Here is a 21537-nt window from a genome sequence, read left to right on the forward strand (position 1 = left end):
TAGCATAAGCTAGTAAGAGTCCATGTAGACGACATGGTTGATAGGCCAGATGTGGAAGCTGTGTGAGTAGTGGAGCTGACTGGTACTAATACATCGAGGGCTTTACTTAATACGTTACTTAGTGAATTATCTAAATCTTCTATGCGGTTTTCAGAGTACAAACTCTGACAGATTCAGTGACGATAGCTACGAGGCTCCACCTGTTCCCATCTCGAACACAGTAGTTAAGCTCGTAAACGCCGAAAGTACTTGGCTGGCGACGGCCTGGGAGGATAGGAAGTTGCTGATTAAGTGATAAGCACTTACCTTTGGGTAAGTGCTTTTTATTATGCTTATGGGGTTATAGGACAAAAAGTGTTGCTGTTAATGCCGATAGAACTAGTTAAATACTAGCTCTATCGGCATTTTATCTTTTTGAGTAACTTTTACATATAGGACAAAAAGTGTTGCTAAAAAGTCTGGATTCCCTTGATTTTACTGGATTAAATAAGGTTTTATCTTTCTAGGAATATATTTTTTTATGTCGCCAAGAGAGGGTGCGTTTGTTATACATTGAAAATCAACTAGTGTGCCAGCATTTGTATGGGCTGTTTGATCTTTATGGCGGTACTGTTGATAGGTAAATTGAAAATTAACCATCATAGTTCTTTCATTGCTCATAGTTTTTTATCAATCAATCGAAGAGTAGCCATTACAATTCCATGCCAACTAGACTGATAAGGACAATGATAAGAACGTGTATGTATTGCTAGATAGAAAATTCTCTTATGATGTAGATTTATGATGCATTCAGCATATAGGGGATTTGATGAAGAGAATATTACTGCAAGAGAAAGAAATTTTATGTATTATTGGTTTCTAAAAATCTGTTAAGGACGGCGGCATTTATTCTTTTAGAGATAAAGTATAGGATAAAATAGGCTAAGAACTTTGATAAGGTAGATGAGCGTAAGCAATTAATGGACAGCTTTCTTTGATAGATAATCCTGTTTCAAGATATAGCACTACATAATCGTATTCAGAAGTGATTACTTTCAATGTATTGCCAAATATATCAGTAATAATACCTAATTGATCTCCTTTTTTCCCTATATGGCCAGCATGTACATTGGATACCCAGCACCCACTAATAGGGGCTGCTACGTAATTGACATTGGTTAATAATCGAGGGCGATGTGTCGGTACAGGCAAAGGATTTTGTAAGTGTGTATTAGTAGGGGCAATCATATGAAAGTGTGCTAATAAACGTTGGATATCTTCTTTAAAAGCCTTAACATAGTGGGGATAACAATGCCCCATACCACCTCGCTCGATGAGAATGGATGGTACACCAGCTAGGGCGGATGCGTTATAAGCACCAGATGAGGCGTTTGATTCTACCATGTAGGGAATATCGAGAGTGAGTGCCATTGATTGTGCTATTTTTACTGTGTCATCTTGGTTAGCCTTGCCGGGATAATATACATAAGGGGTTAGCTCTTCTGGTAAATCACCACTATGTAAATCTACATGATAATCTATATGAGGAATAATATCTTGCATAATCATAGCGGCAATTTGTTCCGATAACGTCCCCTTACAATCTCCAGGAAATACGCGGTTTAAGTTTTTTTGATCCTCTGGAACAATGTAGGGAACTTTTTCTGTAAATGCAGTAGGATTCGTTATTGGTAATATAATGAGCGTGCCTTGAATATCAATTGGGGATAAATCTCTTCCTAATTCAATGGCGGCTAGGATACCAGGATATTCACAACCGTGAATACCGGCGGTGATTAAAAGGGTAGGACCAGGTGTGTGACCAGAAATAATAGTAATAGGCATAAAGTTTTTTCTTGTTCCTACATGAAGGTAGGTTCGAATTTTTTCCCCTGCATGAATTGAAATATGTTGAATCGATGGCATACATACCTCCTTTGACATAAAATATATAGAATATATATAACATTATTGGAATAGGGATATTTTGTAATGGCCCATATAGTAATAGAAAATATTTTTCTCATATGTGTATACAGAGAGTCCATCCTTTATAGGCAAGCAAATTTTGTGAGTGCATATATAGAAAAATCAGTAGATACACGTTTAATACTATACAATGTAGAAACATCTTAACTAAAAATAAAATATCTAGGCGTGAATATGAATGGTGATGAATGTTTGTACTATACGATGTAAGCTGATCTATTAGCTAGATATAGAGTTTTATTGGCAAGATTTATTAGGTACCCACTAGTTTATACATAGGATTTATTTGTTGTGTTTTGTACCTTATATAACTGATGATAGGTATTATTCTATACTTTCAGTGTATGAAGTACAGTTTATGAATGATAGCGTGTAAAAATAAATATATGTACTAATACATAATTATATAATTTTTTATACCAGTGGTTCATAGATGGGGACATACTGATTAAAAAACTATAAACATAAATAATAGTGATTATATATTATAGTGAAAATATAATATATAATTAGAATATTTTTTTATAATGGTTTAATAGAGAATAGTATAATAGAAGTCAATCTATTTAATCGTAGGTAGTACTATATATGATATAATACTACCTTTTTATGAGAATAATAATCAAAATATAAAGTCGTATGTATAGTATATAATATATAGAAACATATAGTCAAATGTTTATATGAAAAAATGAATATTTATATATAAAATTATTCTTCAATAGATGAATAATAAATTAGTTTTATAACAGTAATTCCTAATGGTTATAATTTTAGTGTTGACTATATAGATATAATTATATATCTTTAAAAGAGAACATGAAAATTATAGGTATATATGACTGGTATACGAAATATACACTTTTTATAAAAAAACTATTTTTTACATAATTATAAAGTGAGATATGTATAGGGAAAATAAAAATTCATTAATAATGATGTTAGCATACTAGTGAAATTTTGATTGTCTATACATGAATAGATGATGACATATATGATACATAAAAATTTCATCTAAAGAACGGGGGTAATTTTGCTTGTCAAATGAAATGTGGAGAATAATTGGACGTCATATGGGGCAAATTATTATTGTTCTTCTAGGAATCAGTTTTATAACGTTTGCCCTCGTTACATTGGCACCTGGTGATACAGCTAAATTGATGATTGTGGGTAATCAAGATATTGTTGTATCACAAGAGGAAATTGAAGCTGTACGCCATGAATATGGGTTAGATCAACCATTTATGGTGCAATATGGGAACTGGCTACTAAAAGCGGTGCAAGGCGATTTAGGCTATTCCTATATGTCAAAAATGCCAGTGACGGAAAAAATTTTTGCCAGTTTGCCAGCCACTATACTATTAGCCTGTACATCCATTATTATGATGTTGATTGTTTCAATTCCTGCAGGTATTTATGCAGCGGTGAAAAGTGATAAATGGGCAGATTACATTATTCGTATCACTACGTTTTGGGGCGTATCCATACCTAATTTTTGGCTAGGGTTGATACTACTTTGGATTTTTGGCTTAAAGTTGCGATTAGTACCTATTGTAGGTGGTAATGTAAACTTTGAAAGTATTATTTTGCCAGCCGCCACATTGGCAATCGTTATGGCCTCTAAGTTTACGCGTCAAGTACGGGCCACGATTCTCGAACAATTAAATGAAGATTATGTTGTGGGCGCTAGAGCTAGAGGAATGAGTGAGCGATATATTCTTTGGCGTGAAGTATTGCCAAATGCCTTGTTGCCGTTAATTACTTTAGTCGGACTTTCTTTGGGGAATTTATTAGGCGGCACAGCCGTTGTAGAAATTGTATTTGGTTGGCCTGGATTAGGTCGACTCGCAGTTGACTCAATCATGTATCGCGATTTCTTTACGATTCAAGGCATCGTGCTTTGGATTGCTCTTATGTATATGATTATCAATATGATAATTGATGCACTATATCTCATACTTGATCCACGTCTAAAAAAAGGAGGTATATAATGGAGCAATATATACGAGCCTTGCAAACCGATAGAAAGTTTTTACTCTATAATATTTTAGTGGGCATTATTTTATTAATTGCTTTTTTAGGACCCTATGTCATACCATTTGACCCATTTGAAGCGAATATGAAAGAACCTTTATTAGAGCCTTCTTTGCACCATTGGCTAGGCACCGATAAACTTGGTCGAGATACATTCAGCCGCATTATTTACGGGGCGCAATATTCTTTGAGTGGTACGTTAATTTTAGTAGCCATAGTATTTGTAGTAGGTTCATTGCTTGGTATTATCGCAGGCTTTTATGGCGGTAAGATTGATGCTGTTATTATGCGTATTTCCGATATTATGATTTCATTTCCCGGTATGATTTTAGCCATTGCGGTGGCAGGGATTATGGGAGGCAGTCTCATTAATGCTGTGTTAGCCGTAGCCATTGTTACATGGACCAAATATGCTCGTCTGGTGCGCAGTTTAGTATTACAAGTTAAAAAGAAGGATTTTGTAGACGCAGCTATGGTGAATGGCGGTAAGAAGTGGACAATTATATGGCGTCATATAGCACCTAATGTTATTTCAATTGCTGTTGTAACTGCCGTAGCAGATATTGGATCCTTATTGATGGAATTGGCTGGTCTTTCTTTTTTAGGATTTGGTACACAAGCACCTACACCAGAATGGGGCGTTATGCTAAATGAAGGCCGTCAATTTATTCAAACGTCGCCTTGGCTTATGCTTTTCCCCGGATTAGCGATTTTTATGACTGTTGTTATTTTTAATCTTTGGGGTGATGCATTACGTGATGTATTGGACCCAAAATATGATAATCATTAGTTTTATGGTATGAATAGAGCTGGTTCTATTCGAAAGGAGTATAGGTATGAAAAAATCATTACGATTAGCAGTTATTGCATCAATGGTAGGGATTATGGCATTTGCTGCAGGTTGTGGGGGCAATAAAAGTGCTGATCCAGATGTATTAAAAGTAGGGGTTACTAAATTTGCTGATACATTAGAACCAGCAGATAACTACTTTGCTTGGGTTGTTATGCGTTATGGTGTAGGGGAAGGTCTTGTTAAATTTGATAATAAGATGAACCCTGAACCATGGCTAGCTACATCATGGTCTATCAGTGATGATAAGTTAACATGGACGTTTATTATTAATGATAAGGCTACATTCTCTAATGGAAATAAAGTAACAGCAGAAGCGGTAAAAAAATCAATTGAACGGGTTTTTGAAAAATCAAATCGTGCTAAAACATTCTTTACCTATACATCGATAGAAGCGAATGGACAAGAATTAAAAATCCATACTGAAAAACCAACAGCTGGATTACCAGGCATTTTAGCTGATCCATTATTCTTGATTATCGATACGAGCGATACGAGCCGAGATATTGCTAAACAAGGACCTATTGGTACAGGCCCTTATGTAGTACAATCGTTTACACCAGAAAAAACTGTATTGAAAGCCAATGAAAATTATTGGAATGGCAAGGTGCCTTATAAAACAGTAGAAATTCCATCGATCGATGATCCTAATACACGTGCTATGGCATTACAATCTGGCGAAGTGGATATTGCTGTTAATATTGCACCGGGAGATATGCCACTATTTGCAGATAGCAATAAGTTTAAAATATCTGAAATTTCTTCCTTACGCGATGTATTAGCATCTATGAATGTGGCACCAGGAAAACCATTAAACGATATTCGCGTTCGTAAAGCGTTAATTTCTGCACTAGATAGAGAAACCTATAATAAAGTATTGTTAAAAGATAAATTCTTAACTGGTAAAGCGCCAGTACCACCTTCCTTAGATTATGGATTTGATCAAATTAATGATGAAAATACATATAATGTGGAACGAGCTAAACAATTATTAGCAGAAGCAGGTTACAAGGATACTGATGGAGATGGTATCGTAGAAAAAGATGGTCAACCATTGACACTTACTTTTGTATACTACACAAGCCGTGCTGAATTAGGTACCTATGCAGAGGCGACACAAGCAGATGCTAAAAAAGTAGGCATTGATGTTAAATTACAAAACGTAGACTATAATGTGCTTGATGGTATGCGTGAAAAAGGCGAATTTGACTTGATGATTTCTAATATTATTACTGCTGGCACAGGGGATCCTGAAAAATTCTTAAATCAATATTGGAAATCGAATATTAATGGTTCTAACCCTCAAAATGGATCGGGCTATAGCAATCCAGAATTTGATGCAATTAGTGATCAATTATCCTCTGAATTTGATCCAGCTAAACGTAAAGAGTTGATTATTAAAATGCAACAAATTATTATGAAAGATGCAGTCACTATTTTCTTTGGGTATCCTAAGACTAATATGATTTCTTCTAGCAGTGTTATCGGTGCAGAAATTACACCTGCCGATTACTATTGGGTTAATGTAGCCATTAAAGCAGCAAATAAATAGGATACATAAGGAATATACTATGTTAATAACTGTGAATGACTTAGCAATCAGCTATGGCGCTAATGTCACCGTAGCTGATGTGAACTTTGAATTAGATAGAGGTCAAATATTAGCGATTGTTGGCGAATCGGGGAGTGGCAAGACGTCGGTCATTCGTGCTATTATGGGATGTTTACCAGGAAATGGTTACATTTCTAAGGGACAGATTATCTATGACGGTCGTGACTTGTGTAAGAATACGCGAGAAGATTGGCGTCATATGAGTGGGCGCGATATGTCAATGATCTTTCAAGACAGTGGCAGTATGATCAATCCCATTCGTCGTATCGGGAGTCAATTTGTGGACTATATTACAACGCATGATACGACACTTTCTACTAAGCAAGCGAAAGATCTAGCAAAATCTATGTTGCTTCGTGTAGGGTTGCCGAATCCTGATCTAATTATGAAAAACTATCCTTTCGAGCTATCAGGTGGTATGCGACAACGGATAGGGATTGCCATGGCGATGACGTTTAGTCCTAAATTATTATTAGCCGATGAACCAACGAGTGCGTTAGATGTAACGATGCAGGCACAGATTGTACAACAAATCGTTACTGTTCGTGATGAATTAGAGGCAGCAGTTATCGTGGTGACTCATAATTTAGGTGTAGCCGCCTATATGTCGGATATGCTCATGGTTATGAAACAAGGCCGTGTTGTAGAAAGTGGTGCGACTCGAGACGTGTTGTTCAATCCACAACATGCTTACACTAAGGAATTGCTCCATGCGGTGCCAACCATAGGGGGAAGATGTTTTTATGACGCAGTCTAAATGTAATACTATGATGTCTCATAAGGAGATTAGTGAGGATGTCGTAACACCTATAGAATCTTCCATTGTTCTAGATATTAGACATGTGACAAAACAGTTTCCTCTCGGTGGGGGAAAGGTCTTAACAGCGTGTAATGATATTTCACTTCCTGTGAAAAAAGGAAAAACCTTAGGCATTATTGGTGAATCGGGTTGTGGTAAAAGTACGTTGGTGCGCACGTTATTACAAATGCATCCGGCTACAGCAGGAGAGGCTATCTATCAAGGGGTAGATATTATGAAATTGACGGGAGAAGCATTGCGACAAAGCCGTCAACATATACAGATGATATTTCAAGATCCAGGAGCAGCGTTTAATCCCAAATTATTAGTGAAAGATATTATTTGTGAACCGCTGATTAATTTTGGGCGCATCACTAAATCTGAAGTAGATCAAAAAGCACGTGAATTATTGTCGTTAGTAGAGTTGCCAGAAGAGTTTAAAGATCGATACCCGCATTCAATGAGCGGTGGGCAACGGCAACGATTGGGCATTGCACGGGCCTTGTCATTAGAGCCAGATGTTATTATTTGTGACGAAGTAACCAGTGCGTTAGATGTATCTGTACAAGAAACGATTTGCCAATTATTAGCACGCTTGCAAAAAGAAAAAGGACTGAGTTATCTATTTATTTGTCATGATTTAGCATTAGTAGATATGATGAGTCATCAAATTGCGGTTATGTATTTAGGAAATGTAGTTGAATATTTAGAAGATGTGGCATTTGATGCGACTACGGCAAAACATCCTTATACACAAGCCCTATTGAAATCTGTATTTGAAGTGAAGAAATCTCCACAGTATACAATTGAAGCCTTGGTTGGCGATGTGCCAAGTCCTGCAGATATACCAGTTGGCTGTCCTTTCCAAAATCGTTGCATTCAATGTCAAGATATTTGCTTACGAGAAAAACCATTATTGCGAGATATTGAAGTAGGACATAAAGTAGCTTGTCACTTAGTGAAATGATACTAGATCCGGACGAATCGATTTAGTAGGCATGGCACTAAGCCTAGTCTTGTTGTATGCTAACGTATATCGTGCGTATTCAATTCAGTACATACTTGTATATACTCCTTACTAGTTACTATATATATAAAAAAGATTGTTACCTATCGGTATTCATTGTTTATGATGAATCGGTTAGGTAACAATCTTTTTGTATGAAAGGAGCACGACGATCGTTTCATATATACTAGATATGTGGGATGTCAATTTATATGTAGGCATGTTTATATAGTGCCTAGTAGAAGAGGATACAGTACCTACTAGCATGTTAGATATTATACAGTACCTATGCGGTAGTTAACTTGAGTATGCCCCAACGAACATACGAATCGTGATTTTAAGCTACCTATGCGGTAGTTAACTGTCAAAGTCAGTAAGAAACTTTTTGAACAATTTTCTAAGCTACCTATGCGGTAGTTAACGACCACATCTCTATAGCTATATCAGGCTTAGATTTCTAAGCTACCTATGCGGTAGTTAACGCCTTAATCGCACCCCGTTGGCAACACCAACATTTCTAAGCTACCTACACGGTAGTTAACCCAACGCTTCAGTTATTTCAAACAGCTTTTCATTTCTAAGCTACCTATGCGGTAGTTAATATTGAGTATAAAAGTCAGTAAACCATCATCGCTTGCTAAGATATCTATTAGCATGTTAGAAACTATACAGTAGGCACTACATTCTGTCATAATAGAGTACCTATTAATGTGTATTGACACCATGCATATGTAGTGCGTAAGCAGATAGTAGATAGGCGGCTGATTAGATAATAGGCATTACATTATGCATAGTAGATTCTCCACTATCGTGCCACGTCTTATGTAGTAGGTTGATAGGTATTTGCTATATATTCTAATGCGTGTAGATAGCCCTCTAATCCTTCCCCTAGGATAGTCTTTTCTGCATAGATACCTACGTAGGAAGTATGACGAAATGATTCTCTCTGGCGGGGGTTAGAAATGTGCACCTCTACGGTGGGTAGTTGTACGCCTTGTAAGGCATCTAAAATGGCTACCGACGTGTGGGTATACGCGGCAGGATTAATAATGATTGCATCAAAAGGTGCTTTTATACCAATCGAAGTAATATCTGGATTTGATGATACGACTACTCTCGGGTAGCGAGCCGCTTGAATTGCATCCACTATATCTCCTTCATTGTTACTTTGAAAGCATGTGACTGTTATACCTAGGGTGCGTGCTTTTTCTTCTATCATTTTAATCAATGTATGATAGGTAGTATGGCCATATATATGAGGCTCTCGTAATCCTAGTAAATTGATGTTAGGTCCATTAATGACTAATACTTTCATAGAAATTCTCCTTAATTAAGGCAACGGTTTCAGATACAACTCGATTGGAGATGGTGCATTGGGCAAAGCTTTCATACATAGGCGTACGGATAGTCGCCAGTCGATGTAAGGCAGGAAGGCCACCTTTTGAGAGTGGTCGATCCGTCATGTCTAATTCCTCTAGGGGGCGTGTAATCTGGTATATACGTCCATTTTGACACAGATACATATAGTTTTCAGGGACCGTAACACAACCACCGCCAGTGGCAATGACTACGCCTGTTTTTGTACCAAGTTCTCGTAGAATAGCGGATTCTTTCTCCCTAAAAGCCGCTTCTCCATACATGTTGATATAGGCACTACTACTTTGGCCCGTTTCTTTAAGAAATACGTCGTCACTGTCATAAAAAGGCCGATGGAGCACTTTTGCCAATTGGCGACCGACAGTTGTCTTTCCCACACCAGGCATACCCACTAGAACAATATTTTCTAATTCTTGGCGAAGGGATTGCAAGATGCTTTCAATTGTATGGTCATCATAGTCTTGCCCCTGAAAGAGTTTGGCTGCATAGACGGCTTGGGCAACTAACATGGGTAATCCATCTGTAGAGGGGATGCCGAGCGAGTCTGCTTGGATGAGTAGGCCCGTACGATGGGGATTGTAGATAACATCACTAACGCCCACTAGATGATGAAATGCGCCTACATCGATGAGCGTATCAGGATTATGAGGATACATACCGACAGGGGTTGTATTAATAATAACTTGCGTTGTTTCATAGAATTGTTCGATAGCATCGTAGGTAGGCGACGTATGACGTGACAGATGTGTGATTGAGCGGGCCCCTAAATCTGTGAGAGCCACGTGCGCTGTTTTTGAAGTGGCTCCATCGCCTAACACTAAACAGTGATTGCCTTTGATAGGAATATGTGCACGTCGTAACATGTAGATAAAACCGTCATAATCTGTGTTATGACCATACCATTGACCATTCTCTTGGTGTACCATTGTATTGACACAGCCAATGCGATTAGCGATGGCAGACACGGTATGACACGCTTCTAAGGCTTTTACCTTGTAGGGAATGGTAATGTTAAGACCTTGTAAGGCGGGATCTTTAAAAAATGTAGATAATTGTGATGGATCACATTCAAATAATTCGTAGCCTGCATTGCCAAGATCGTGATGGATGCGTGGCGAATAACTATGACCTAAGGTCATGCCGAGTAGTCCAAACTTCATAAGATACCTAACTTTCTGGGTAGTTTCCTAGTAATCTAAATTTATCCTGTGTCGCATCGAGCTCAGATAGTAATGCACGTACATTAGGATCAATGAGGGACGCTTCTAAATCTAAGTAGAATAGAAATTCAAAATTATGACCTTCAATAGGGCGACTTTCTAGTTTCGTCAAGTTCATACCTAGATCGGCAAATTTACTCAATAAGGAAACTAGACCACCTGGTGTATGCTGGGCCGTACTGACTAAGCTAATTTTATTGGCCCCTGGATATATGGTTAATGTTTTAGCGATACAAATGAAACGAGTATAATTGTTGTCATTGTTTTGAATATGTTTAGCTAGCGGCGTTAGATTAAAGATATCTGCACAAATAGGAGCAGAAATCGCGGCTATAGTGGGATCCTTCGACTCTGCCACAAATTGTGCGGCCATCGCCGTATTGGCATATTCTTTTAGCTCTATGTGTTCTAACCCTTTTAAAAAAGTGCTGCACTGACCAAGTGCTTGCGGATGGGAATAGATGGTGCGAATCGTGTCAAGGGATGCCTGTGGCACTGCTAATAAATCGTGAGAAATCCACTGTTTCGTAGCGCGAACGATGTAGCAGTTTTTTTTCTCTAACAAGTCGTACACTTCTTTGACAGAACCGTTAGAGCTATTTTCAATGGGCAATACGCCGAATTCACAGACACCTGATTCGACGGCTTCAAACACAGAGGCAAAGGAATTTACATAGAGAATTTGACTTAAGGGCAATAATTTATCACAAGCTAGTTGGGCATTACTACCAAATATGCCTGCACAGGCTACCGCTCCACGTTGAGGTGGTAACTTAGGAGAGGCTTTTACGGCACGTTCAATGCGTTTAGAAAATTCTGTATCTTTGAATAATTGTTCCGCTTGATAGGTGCGACTTAGACTGAAAATGTTTTGAAAAAAGCGGCGTGCATATAAATCCATATCATGGCCAGCTTTGGCGGTGACCATATCTAGTATGTCCCGCTCGCGTTTGGCATCATAGACGGCTTTTCCAATGTGTGCTTTTTCTTCTGCCACCTTTTTAGATACGGCCATACGTCGCTTGAATAAGGTGAGTAGCTCTTCGTTGAGAGCGTTAATTTCTTTTCGTAAATCGTCTAGGCTCATGAGATCTCCTTTGGTAATGGTTACAGTACGTAGAAAGTATAACATTCGCTTGGCAAATTGTATCTATCTAGGGTTCGTTGTTGTATTTATGAACGGGGGCTAAAAAATCTAATAAGACTAAGGCCGTGATGGCTTCCATGACTGGGACTGCACGGAGTACGATACAAGGGTCATGGCGCCCTTTAATGATGAGCGTTTTCTCGGTTTTTTCTCCTAACGATACGCTTTGCTGTGGTTTAAAAATAGAGGCCGTTGGCTTGATACCCACTTGCATGATGAGAGGCATGCCATTAGAAATGCCACCTTGAATGCCGCCACTATTGTTTTTTGTAGTCTTAATGGTTCCATCGACTATGGTGAAAGGATCATTTTGCTCGCTGCCTCGCTCTAAACAACCAGCAAAACCACTGCCAAAGGAAATGCCTTTTACGGCGGGTACGCCAAAGACCGTTTTGGCTAATCGATTTTCAAGACCATCATAATTGGGATTGCCGATGCCTTTAGGAAATCCAGTAACCACAACTTGAATAATACCACCAATAGAATCACAGTCTTGACGCAGGCGAGTTATGAGCATTTCTGCATCAGCACGAGCTTTAGGAGAGACCATGGGAATCGTTTCTCCCGATATAGCCACCAAGGCGTCTATATCGGGCGTAACCAAATTGATCGATGTATCTACAATCGGTCCTAGTTGTTTGATGTGGCCAGCCACGGTAATCCCTTTCGCTTTTAAAATTTGTAGTGCAATACCTCCAGCCACGCAGATGGGTGCCGTTAAGCGACCAGAGAAATGACCGCCTCCACGCATGTCGACGTGATCACCATAGCGGAGACGAGCTGTATAATCTGCATGAGAAGGGCGGGGTATATCTTGTAGATCTTGATAATCCTGAGAATGGTGGGATGTATTTAGAATTTGAAAGGCTAAGGGGGATCCACTCAATGTGTTATCGACTATACCCGATAAAAATTGAGGTGTATCAGCCTCTTTGCGTTGGGTGTGTAATTGACTTTTTCCTGGTGCACGACGAGCTATAAATGCTTCTAGTGCTTTCATATCGACGGTGAAACCACAAGGAAGCCCATCAACGATGGCACCAATTGCATGACCATGTGAGGTACCAAAGGTAGATACGGTAATTGTTGTTCCAAAACTAGATGACATACGCCTTACCTCCTAAATAGTTCCAATCGTTAAAAAATTCTGGGTAGGACTTATGAATTGCCTCTGCATCGTTAAATTGTACAGGATTTTTGGCAATGAGTGCCGCTAAGGTGGCAGCCATAACGATGCGGTGATCGTGACAACAATTCACTGTGCCGCCTGTGAGATGCCCCGTACCCTGTATATATAAGTTGTCGCCTTCCATGCGAACACTACCACCCAGTGCTCGTACCATGTGGTAGATAGCATCTAGGCGATCGCATTCTTTAAAGCGCAATCGTTGACCATTGATAAAGGCACTTTCTCCAGGAATACCACACGCTAAGGCAGCTAATACGGGTAATAAATCTGGTATTTGACCTAAGTCGACTCGTAATGGTTTCTTTGCGTTACCATGACACGTCACTTGACGCCCGTTCCATACAAGGTGACATCCTGCACTTTCTAAAATGCGAGTAATTTGACAATCGGCTTGGATAGAATCTCGATCGAGACCGGTAACCGTAATTGGTTGGCCCGTTAAGGCGGATCCTACTAGCCAAATGGCAGCATTGGACCAATCGCCTTCAATGGCATAATTCTGCTGTCCTATGAACGTAGATGTACTAGGTATGATGAATTTAGTGCGCCCTTCTTCTACTACGGACACACCAAAATCATGCATTACTTGGATAGTTAATGCTACATAGTTATAAGATTCTAGGGGCGTACTACTTATAATGGTTGTATGGCCCAGTTGTGGGGCAGCCAATAATAAACCAGAGAAAAATTGACTGCTCACATTGCCTACCATGGTATAGGTACCTTTTTCTAAACGACCAGTCATGGTGAAAGGCGGTGCAGCCTGTGAAAAGGTAACGCCGTGAGAGGCCATTTCTTGAAGTAAAGGCTCTAAGGGGCGCTGGGGTAAATGACCTTTTGCATCCACATCGACTCTATCACATAGAGAAGCGGCTACGGGTAATAACAATCGCAAGGTAGTGCCGGATTCATTGGGAACAATGGCACCGTGTAGGGGTGGTTTCCCTGGTACTACTTGAACAGCTCCATTCTCATAGGAAATATGGGCCCCTAAGGCGCATAGTGAATCCATTGTAGCATCAATATCTTGGGAACTGCGCGCTAATAGAATCGTAGACGGTTCATTGGCTAAAGCGGCCGCAATTAACGCACGATGGGCATGGGCTTTAGCAGGAATAGCTGCAATGGTACCTGTAGGAATAGCGTTAGTAATAGACTGCATAATATCTCCCTTATAGGAAGGAAACCTTCCTATTTTGTATCGTATAGGTATGTATGAATTGACAAAATCATTACGTATATAGGATGTGGCGACTCATGAGTCATACATCCTATCACTATGGATGCGCATTCAAATCTGGTGATAGGAATATACGTAGCGTTACAGTATATATGTATTGTATCACACTATACATGAGTCGGTTTAGTAGGCTCTAGATAGTGACGTAACTCCTCATGGGTTACTTGTTTTATCCTACTATGGCCCCAATCAGTAGGGATAATAATATTGATAGTTTGTCCACGACTTTTTTTATCATTTTTAGCTAGCTCGAGTAATGTAGACGCATCTATCGTTGTCGTAGTAGGCAATTGATGAGATTCAATCAATCGATGGAGTCGATCGGCGACGGCTTTATCTAGACCATCTACGGCAACTGCTCCGTGGGTCATGAGCATCATTCCTATGGCTACCGCATAGCCATGAGACACCGTATAGTGACTCGCTAGTTCAATGCCATGCGCAAAAGTGTGGCCAAAATTTAACAATTGGCGCACGCCACTTTCCCGCTCATCTTGCTGTACAATGAGTGCCTTGGCCTCGACACATTGGGCGATGATATCATTTAGCATCGTAGATGACGGAGTGAGCGGTTCTTTTTCAAGGGCATTTAGTAATTGAGGATAGCCGAGCATGCCATATTTTATAATTTCTCCACAACCATTGATAAATTCTTTCTCAGGCAAGGTACGTAGTGTGGTAGGATCACAGAATACGGCAATGGGCTGCTTGAATGCACCCCATAAATTTTTGCCGTGCCGTAAATTGACGGCCGTTTTACCACCTACCGATGAGTCAACAGCTGCTAATAGACTGGTAGGAATCTGTATATAGTCGATACCACGTAAATAGGTGGCTGCTGCAAACCCCGCCATGTCGCCAACAACGCCACCACCGAGGGCAACGATTAAATCAGAGCGAGTAAAGCGCTTTTCTGCAAGAAATTCCACCATATTGATGAGTTCTTCCACATTTTTGGAAGATTCTCCATGAGGGAATAGATAGTGGCACACCGTATAGCCGGCGATAGTTAGTTGAGAGCTGACTGTATGTAGATAATACTCGCTCACTCGATCATCGGTGATAATGGCTACTTGGCAAGGGGCTTTTACAGTGGGCACATAGTTTTTTAGTTGTTGTAATAAACCATTTTCTATATAGACCGTATAGGGTTGTGATGCGTGGACAGGAATGGTATTCATAGTAAACTCCTCAACCTAGCTAATTACATAGAGATGGTTTCTTTCACGGATTGACGAATGGCAAAAATTTCTTTTGTTAATCGATCAAAATCATCAGGTTTTACTGCTTGAGGACCATCGCATAAGGCGTGAGCTGGATCGTTGTGGACTTCGATCATAAGACCATCAGCACCACCAGCGGTGGAAGCTAGGGAGAGTGGTCGAACGAAGCGACTCATACCAGCCGCATGGCTAGGATCCATGATAATAGGCAAATGGCTTAATTCATGAATCATAGGAATGGCGGATATGTCTAATGTGTTGCGCGTTTTAGTTTCAAAGGTGCGAATACCACGTTCGCACAATACGATATTGTGGTTACCACCTGCGAATATGTATTCGGCAGCCATTAACCATTCTTCATAGGTGGCGGATAATCCACGTTTTAATAAAACGGGAATGTTAGTTTTGCCTACTGCTTTCAATAGGGAGAAGTTTTGCATATTTCTAGCACCAATTTGTAACATATCGACACCAGCGTCAATGAAATATGGTAAATCAGTGGCATCCATGATTTCCGATACGATAGGCATACCTGTTTTTTCTTTAGCAGCAGCTAACAGAGTTAGTCCTTTAGGCCCCATTCCTTGGAAGGAGTAAGGGGATGTGCGTGGTTTGAAAGCCCCACCACGTAATATTTGAGCACCAGCCGCTTTACAACGACGTGCGATTTCTGTAACTTGTTCAGCGGATTCTACAGAACAAGGGCCAGCCATAATAGCAAAATGACCGCCACCGATTGGCACGTTGCCGACTGTTACGATAGTATCTTCAGGATGGAATTTTCTGTTTACTCCTTTAAAAGGTTCTTGAATACGTGTCACTTTATCTACAATCTCCAATGATTCAATAAGACGAGCATCTAAGGCACTAGTATCACCGATTAAACCGATAATATTATAATTAGCACCTTTTACAGGATGAATGACTAAGCCTAAATTTTCTAGTAATACTTTTAATTCTTCTACTTGTTCTGGATTTGCGTTAGCGTGTAATGTAATAATCATAATTTTCTCCTCCCATATGTGTGATGGCTGATTCGACGATTCTACGTTTCATCACGGACACTGTTACCTATGAGATAGATAGGTTACGAATAGGCGTAGTGTATGTGAAGAATGCGTACTAATCGACATAGATTCTCATGACTCTCTCTTATTAACAGGGGACGCTAGCAAGGCTTGCTAGGGATAATAAAAAAAGAGCTACCCAATTACGGGTAGCTCTTTACTATATTAAGCTATCACTGTCAGAACTGAATCAGTGCAACTCAAATAGCCTTTACCCGTAGACTGAGTAAAGTACCAAAAGTATGCGTATGCACTATTGTATTGTACTGCATTAGACACGATTCTGTTCATCATGATAACTCCCTTCTTAATATGATATGTTTATTATATAACTCTTGGTAAAAAAATAGCAAGTATTTTTCATAAAATATAACAATAAATATCATTTTCACAAACATGACCTATGTACAAACCTAGAAAATTACATATTCCTATGCGGTAGTTAACAAACGCCGTATATAATTTCTTTGCAGACATGTTTTCTAAGTTACCTATGCGGTAGTTAACGTAGGAAGTCGAGTAAGTACAGAGTTACACGTTTTCTAAGCTACCTATGCGTTCTTATTCATATGGGCACACGATATAGAAATGAGGCATGTTGTATCTTATATACAGTCGAACGAATTAGACAAGGTTAGCTTGATTTTGTAGATCATCATGCTGACAGTACTTTTACTATTAATAATCGTAAGACACTCCGTTGTTTAGGCCGATGGCGTGACCGTACGATTGGTAACGATAGATTTTTGAAGATTAGCAATTAGAAATCATAGCTAAGTAGGAAAAAGGAATAAAAAATACTGCCCATACTAGATAGGTTAGGCAGTATTTTTAAATGATTTTCTTGGTGATAGCCGTTTAAGCCTGTGATAAAGTATTATACTAAATCATCAAAATCAAAGGCCGCCGCTTTCGTATAATTGGTAACACGGGCTTCAAAGAAATCAGTTTTCGTATTATTTAGATTGGAAAAACCTTCAATCCATTCCATAGGATGAGTGGTAATATCAGGATATAAGTGAGGAAGACCGATAGCTTCTAACCGAATATTGGCAAGATATTTAATATATCGTTCAATGAGTACATTATTTAAACCTAGTATTTTGTCATCGGTTACATATTGGCCCCAGGCGATTTCATTTTCAGCCCCTTGGCGAATCATGTCGGTAATTTCCTGATTAAAGGCATCGGTAAATAAATCTGGTCGTTCTACACGAAGCTCACGAATAATATTTTGGAATAATACTAAGTGAGTCACTTCATCACGGTTAATATATTTGAAAATGGTGCTAGTAGCAGTCATTTTGCCTTGACGGGCTAAGGTGTAGAAGAAACTAAATCCAGAGTAGAAATAAATGCCTTCTAGGATATAGTTGGCAATGATGGAACGGAGAAAGTTTTGTTCACACGGATCATCGCTAAAACGTTGGTACGCGTCGGCAATGAAGCGGTTTCGATCGAGCAATATTTCATCACTACGCCATTCATCATAAATTCTGTCCCGCGTAATCGGATTGGTAACCGTATCTAAAATATAGGAGTAACTTTGGGCGTGAATTTCCTCTTGAAAGGCTTGGATGTTAAGCAGGGAAGACACTTCGGCTGCCGTAATATAGCGACTTAAATTCGGCAAGTTTTCACTCTGTATAGAATCTAAGAAATTTAAAAAGGAAATAATTTTATCAAAGGCCCGTCGTTCACTGTCCGTTAGATAGGGGAACTGTTTAACATCTTCATTTAAGGAAATCTCTTCGGGAATCCAAAAATTATTTAACATGGTGCGATACATGGTATGGGCCCAATCATATTTTATGCGATTCCACTCGCGTAGATTGGTGGTATTACCACCAATCATACCCTGTGTACCGCGATCACCATGTTCGTTAAAGATTAATTTCTGTTTCATAGCTACCTCGTATTCGTTCATAGATTATAAGTTCGTTCAGCGTCCTCTCGATTAGCTGGAGCAACTCGTACATTCATCCATTTCCAATGATTGATTGCGAATGTAGTAGATCGTTTTCACGCCTTGCTTATACGCCTCCATATATAAATCTAAAATTTCTTTCGCTTTCATCGTAGGGGTAATGTATAAGTTAAAAGATTGTGCTTGATCAATATGGCGTTGGCGAGTGGCACAGGCCTTAATGCTCCATTGCTGATTAATCGTGTGCGCTTCTTTATAGAGCCAAAATGTAGTGTTATCTAAATCAGGCGCTGTCTTAGGTGTAATGCTCCCTTTCTTTTCTTCTACGAAGAATTTTTTAAAGATTGGATCAATGCCGGCCGTCGTATTGGCAATATTAGACGTACTGCCCGTTGGAGCAATGGCTAATAAATAGCCGTTTCGAATGCCATACTGTTTCACATCGGCTGCCAATTGTTGCCAACGAGGTGACGTATAGCCACGACGAGTAAAGTAGGCGCCTGTTTCCCATTCGGATCCTTTGAAAGCAGGATAAGCCCCTTTTTCTTTGGCTAATTCTATGGAAGCTTTAATGGCGGCATAGGCGATATTTTCAAATAAGCGATCGGCGGTGGCAATATGTTCATCTGTTTCCCATTGAATCGCATGTTTAACGAGATAATGGTGATACCCAGATGTACCCAGGCCAATAGCACGATATTTATCGGATGTCATTCGCGATTCTGGTACAGGTGCTTGGTTGATAGTAATGACATTATCCAGCATTCGAATTTGAAGAGCAATGTTTTCCTCTAGTTCCTCATCCATGATTTTACCCAAGTTGATAGAGTTTAGATTACACGTTACCATATCGCCAGTAGCTGTACGCGTTATTAATTCACCAGTTTCTTCGTTGGCCGTTTCGTCAAGTAATTTTGTAAAGCCTACATTTTGTGCGATTTCATGACATAGATTCGACGCGTAAATCATACCTGCATGTTTATTTGGATTCGCCGCATTGACCGTATCGCGGAAGAAGATGAACGGTGTCCCTGTTTCTACGGCACTGCGCATAATCTTTTTCATCATGTCTAATGCCATGACCTCCGTACCATGAATGTTAGGATCCTTTTCACATTCTATATAGCGCTTAGTAAATTCTTTCTGGTCCCCATCATCATAGAAATCTTCTAAGGCCCATCCTTTTACCATTAGAATTTCGTGGGGATCAAAGAGGGTGAATGGTTGCCGTGCTTCTAAGCGTTCCATAAAAATGTTGGGAATCGATAGAGCGGGGAAGATGTCATGTGCTTTGCGACGATCATCGCCATTGTTAGTTCGTAGTTCAACGAATTCATAGAAATCCTTGTGCCACACATCGAGGGTAACAGTAGCGCCCCCTTTGCGTTTACCAAGCTGATCAACGGCAACCGCCGTATCGTTATATAATCGAGTCCAAGGAATCACGCCGCCAGAAGAATTTTTAAAGCCGCGAATATCGCTGTGTAAGGCCCGTACTTTTCCTAGATAAATGCCGAGAGCGCCCCCGTGTTTGGATACGCGAGAGAATTTCGCATTTACATCATAAATGGACCACAAGTTATCATCTACGCCAGAAATAAAGCAACTCGACAATTGATGGAACGGAGTTCCCGCATTGGCCAACGTAGGCGTAGCGGTAGTCATCTTTAATTGACTCATCAAATCGTAGAATTTTTTGGCAAACGCTACTTTCTTATCCCCTTCCACTAGGGCTAAGTGCATGGCAATCGCCATAAATCGTTCTTGCGGCAATTCGAAGATCTCTTTATCATAGCCTTTTACTAAATAGCGGTCGGCCAATAACTTAATTCCTTCATAATTGAATAGATAATCTCGTTTCGGCTGAATGTAATTGCCCAATTCTTGCAACTCTTCTGGTGTGTACGCATCGACAAAGAAGCGGGCATATTTTCCTTTCTCCACCAAGGTATGTACCAGATTAGGGAAATTTCCATAGCCAAACGCTTTATATTGGCGATTAATAGCGGCTTCTTTGTACAAATCAAATAGGAATAAGCGAGCTGCCACAAACTGCCAATCTTGGTTCATGCGATTGACTTGATTACCAAATCCATCATCCGTTTTTTGAATCACCTTTTCAATGGCTGTTTGGACAAGAATTTTTTGAATCTGCTTCGTCGTCATACCGTCTACAAATTGCAATTTTGAATCCATTTCTAATTCCAATGGATCACACGCATCTAAGCCTAAACAGGCAAAGGCGATCATTCGCTTTGTTTTTTCCACTGAAAGTGGCTCTACACGACCATCTCGTTTGGTAATCATTATTTCCATGATACGTTCTGACTCCTTCAATACATACTACCTATAAAACAGTTGTAGTACCAGGTTACTACAACCTCCATTGATTACGGTAACAACTCCATAAATAGCGAAGTTGTCACGAGGGATGCTCTGTATGATATATACGTAGAGCACAAGTTACTATACTAGCTATATACTAGATATAGTATAATGCATACTCATTTGGTACATTATATATTTGTATTATACTTGTTTAGCATCGTTTTTACAATCATAAAATGAAAATATTCGATATAATGGGAAAGGAAATACCAAGGATACATTTCTAAAAAATCCTATGAAATGTTATGTAACATAATCGATGCAATCATAATTATCTTGAAAATTAAATTTAACACTTGGGAAAAGGCGGAGATACTTGAAATTTTTATCTATAATTGATTGGTTTACCGATGTATAGTACAATAAACTCGACATAAAAAAGTGTAAATAGATAATGTATTACAAAGATTGTTATTGTAAGGAAATGTAGTATTTCTAAGCATGATAATGGTAATATTTTATACATTAGAGTAGAGGATTTTTTTTTTAA

15 protein-coding genes and 2 rRNA genes are annotated in these 21537 nt (G+C 39.3%); 7 read left to right on the plus strand and 10 right to left on the minus strand.

Annotated elements, in window-relative coordinates; all coding sequences use genetic code 11:
* Window positions 1-110, plus strand: a 23S ribosomal RNA gene (locus K357_RS0106440); the annotation flags it as partial.
* A 62-nt stretch (window positions 111-172) separates the two neighbouring features.
* A 5S ribosomal RNA gene (rrf, locus tag K357_RS0106445) occupies window positions 173-289 on the plus strand.
* 632 nt (window positions 290-921) lie between these two features.
* Here rrf and K357_RS0106450 read toward each other — a convergent pair.
* Window positions 922-1905: a M14 family metallopeptidase gene (locus tag K357_RS0106450; RefSeq protein WP_038113784.1), complete on the minus strand. Its 984-nt coding sequence runs from the start codon at window positions 1903-1905 to the stop codon at window positions 922-924.
* A 1112-nt stretch (window positions 1906-3017) separates the two neighbouring features.
* Between K357_RS0106450 and nikB the strand changes: the two genes are divergently transcribed.
* Genes nikB through K357_RS0106475 form a run of 5 tightly spaced genes read left to right on the plus strand, consistent with a single transcriptional unit; the run spans window position 3018 to window position 8230 of the window.
* Window positions 3018-3959, plus strand: coding sequence for a nickel ABC transporter permease (nikB, locus tag K357_RS0106455; RefSeq protein WP_028257972.1), 942 nt, complete (start codon window positions 3018-3020; stop codon window positions 3957-3959).
* The gene (gene nikC, locus K357_RS0106460) at window positions 3959-4792 is read left to right on the plus strand and encodes a nickel transporter permease (protein ID WP_028257973.1); all 834 of its coding nucleotides are present in this window, start codon (window positions 3959-3961) and stop codon (window positions 4790-4792) included. The genes nikB and nikC overlap by 1 nt, the downstream gene beginning before the upstream one ends.
* Before the next feature lie 46 nt (window positions 4793-4838).
* On the plus strand, window positions 4839-6404 hold the full coding sequence (locus tag K357_RS0106465) for an ABC transporter substrate-binding protein (protein ID WP_028257974.1): 1566 nt from the start codon (window positions 4839-4841) through the stop codon (window positions 6402-6404).
* Window positions 6405-6423: 19 nt separating this feature from the next.
* Window positions 6424-7221 (plus strand): ABC transporter ATP-binding protein, encoded by a 798-nt coding sequence (locus tag K357_RS0106470; protein WP_028257975.1) that lies wholly within the window; start codon window positions 6424-6426, stop codon window positions 7219-7221.
* On the plus strand, window positions 7208-8230 hold the full coding sequence (locus K357_RS0106475; protein WP_244869386.1) for an ABC transporter ATP-binding protein: 1023 nt from the start codon (window positions 7208-7210) through the stop codon (window positions 8228-8230). Before K357_RS0106470 ends, K357_RS0106475 begins: the two co-directional genes overlap by 14 nt.
* 859 nt (window positions 8231-9089) lie before the next feature.
* Here K357_RS0106475 and K357_RS0106480 read toward each other — a convergent pair.
* The 9 genes from K357_RS0106480 to K357_RS0106520 all read right to left on the minus strand — a co-directional run bounded on the left by K357_RS0106480 (window position 9090) and on the right by K357_RS0106520 (window position 20975).
* The gene (locus K357_RS0106480; protein WP_028257977.1) at window positions 9090-9584 is read right to left on the minus strand and encodes a type II 3-dehydroquinate dehydratase; all 495 of its coding nucleotides are present in this window, start codon (window positions 9582-9584) and stop codon (window positions 9090-9092) included.
* Window positions 9565-10806: a shikimate kinase gene (locus tag K357_RS0106485; RefSeq protein ID WP_028257978.1), complete on the minus strand. Its 1242-nt coding sequence runs from the start codon at window positions 10804-10806 to the stop codon at window positions 9565-9567. The genes K357_RS0106480 and K357_RS0106485 overlap by 20 nt, the downstream gene beginning before the upstream one ends.
* Before the next feature lie 7 nt (window positions 10807-10813).
* Complete coding sequence (locus tag K357_RS0106490) at window positions 10814-11953, minus strand: bifunctional chorismate mutase/prephenate dehydratase (RefSeq protein WP_028257979.1); 1140 nt, start codon at window positions 11951-11953, stop codon at window positions 10814-10816.
* Between the two features lie 67 nt (window positions 11954-12020).
* Window positions 12021-13121 carry a chorismate synthase gene (gene aroC, locus K357_RS0106495; protein WP_028257980.1) on the minus strand — a complete coding sequence of 367 codons (1101 nt, stop codon included), beginning with the start codon at window positions 13119-13121 and terminating at the stop codon, window positions 12021-12023.
* Window positions 13111-14364, minus strand: coding sequence for a 3-phosphoshikimate 1-carboxyvinyltransferase (aroA, locus tag K357_RS0106500; RefSeq protein ID WP_028257981.1), 1254 nt, complete (start codon window positions 14362-14364; stop codon window positions 13111-13113). Before aroA ends, aroC begins: the two co-directional genes overlap by 11 nt.
* A 185-nt stretch (window positions 14365-14549) precedes the next feature.
* A complete protein-coding gene (aroB, locus tag K357_RS0106505) occupies window positions 14550-15623 on the minus strand; it encodes a 3-dehydroquinate synthase (RefSeq protein ID WP_028257982.1) in 1074 nt (357 codons plus the stop codon).
* A 23-nt stretch (window positions 15624-15646) separates the two neighbouring features.
* Window positions 15647-16669, minus strand: a complete 1023-nt coding sequence (gene aroF, locus K357_RS0106510; RefSeq protein WP_028257983.1) for a 3-deoxy-7-phosphoheptulonate synthase — start codon at window positions 16667-16669, stop codon at window positions 15647-15649.
* A gap of 940 nt (window positions 16670-17609) precedes the next feature.
* A complete protein-coding gene (locus tag K357_RS0106515) occupies window positions 17610-18638 on the minus strand; it encodes a ribonucleotide-diphosphate reductase subunit beta (protein WP_028257984.1) in 1029 nt (342 codons plus the stop codon).
* 51 nt (window positions 18639-18689) lie between these two features.
* A complete protein-coding gene (locus K357_RS0106520) occupies window positions 18690-20975 on the minus strand; it encodes a ribonucleoside-diphosphate reductase subunit alpha (RefSeq protein ID WP_028257985.1) in 2286 nt (761 codons plus the stop codon).
* Window positions 20976-21537: the final 562 nt, after the last annotated feature.

It is taken from the genome of Veillonella montpellierensis DSM 17217 (assembly GCF_000426745.1).
Taxonomy (GTDB): domain Bacteria; phylum Bacillota; class Negativicutes; order Veillonellales; family Veillonellaceae; genus Veillonella; species Veillonella montpellierensis.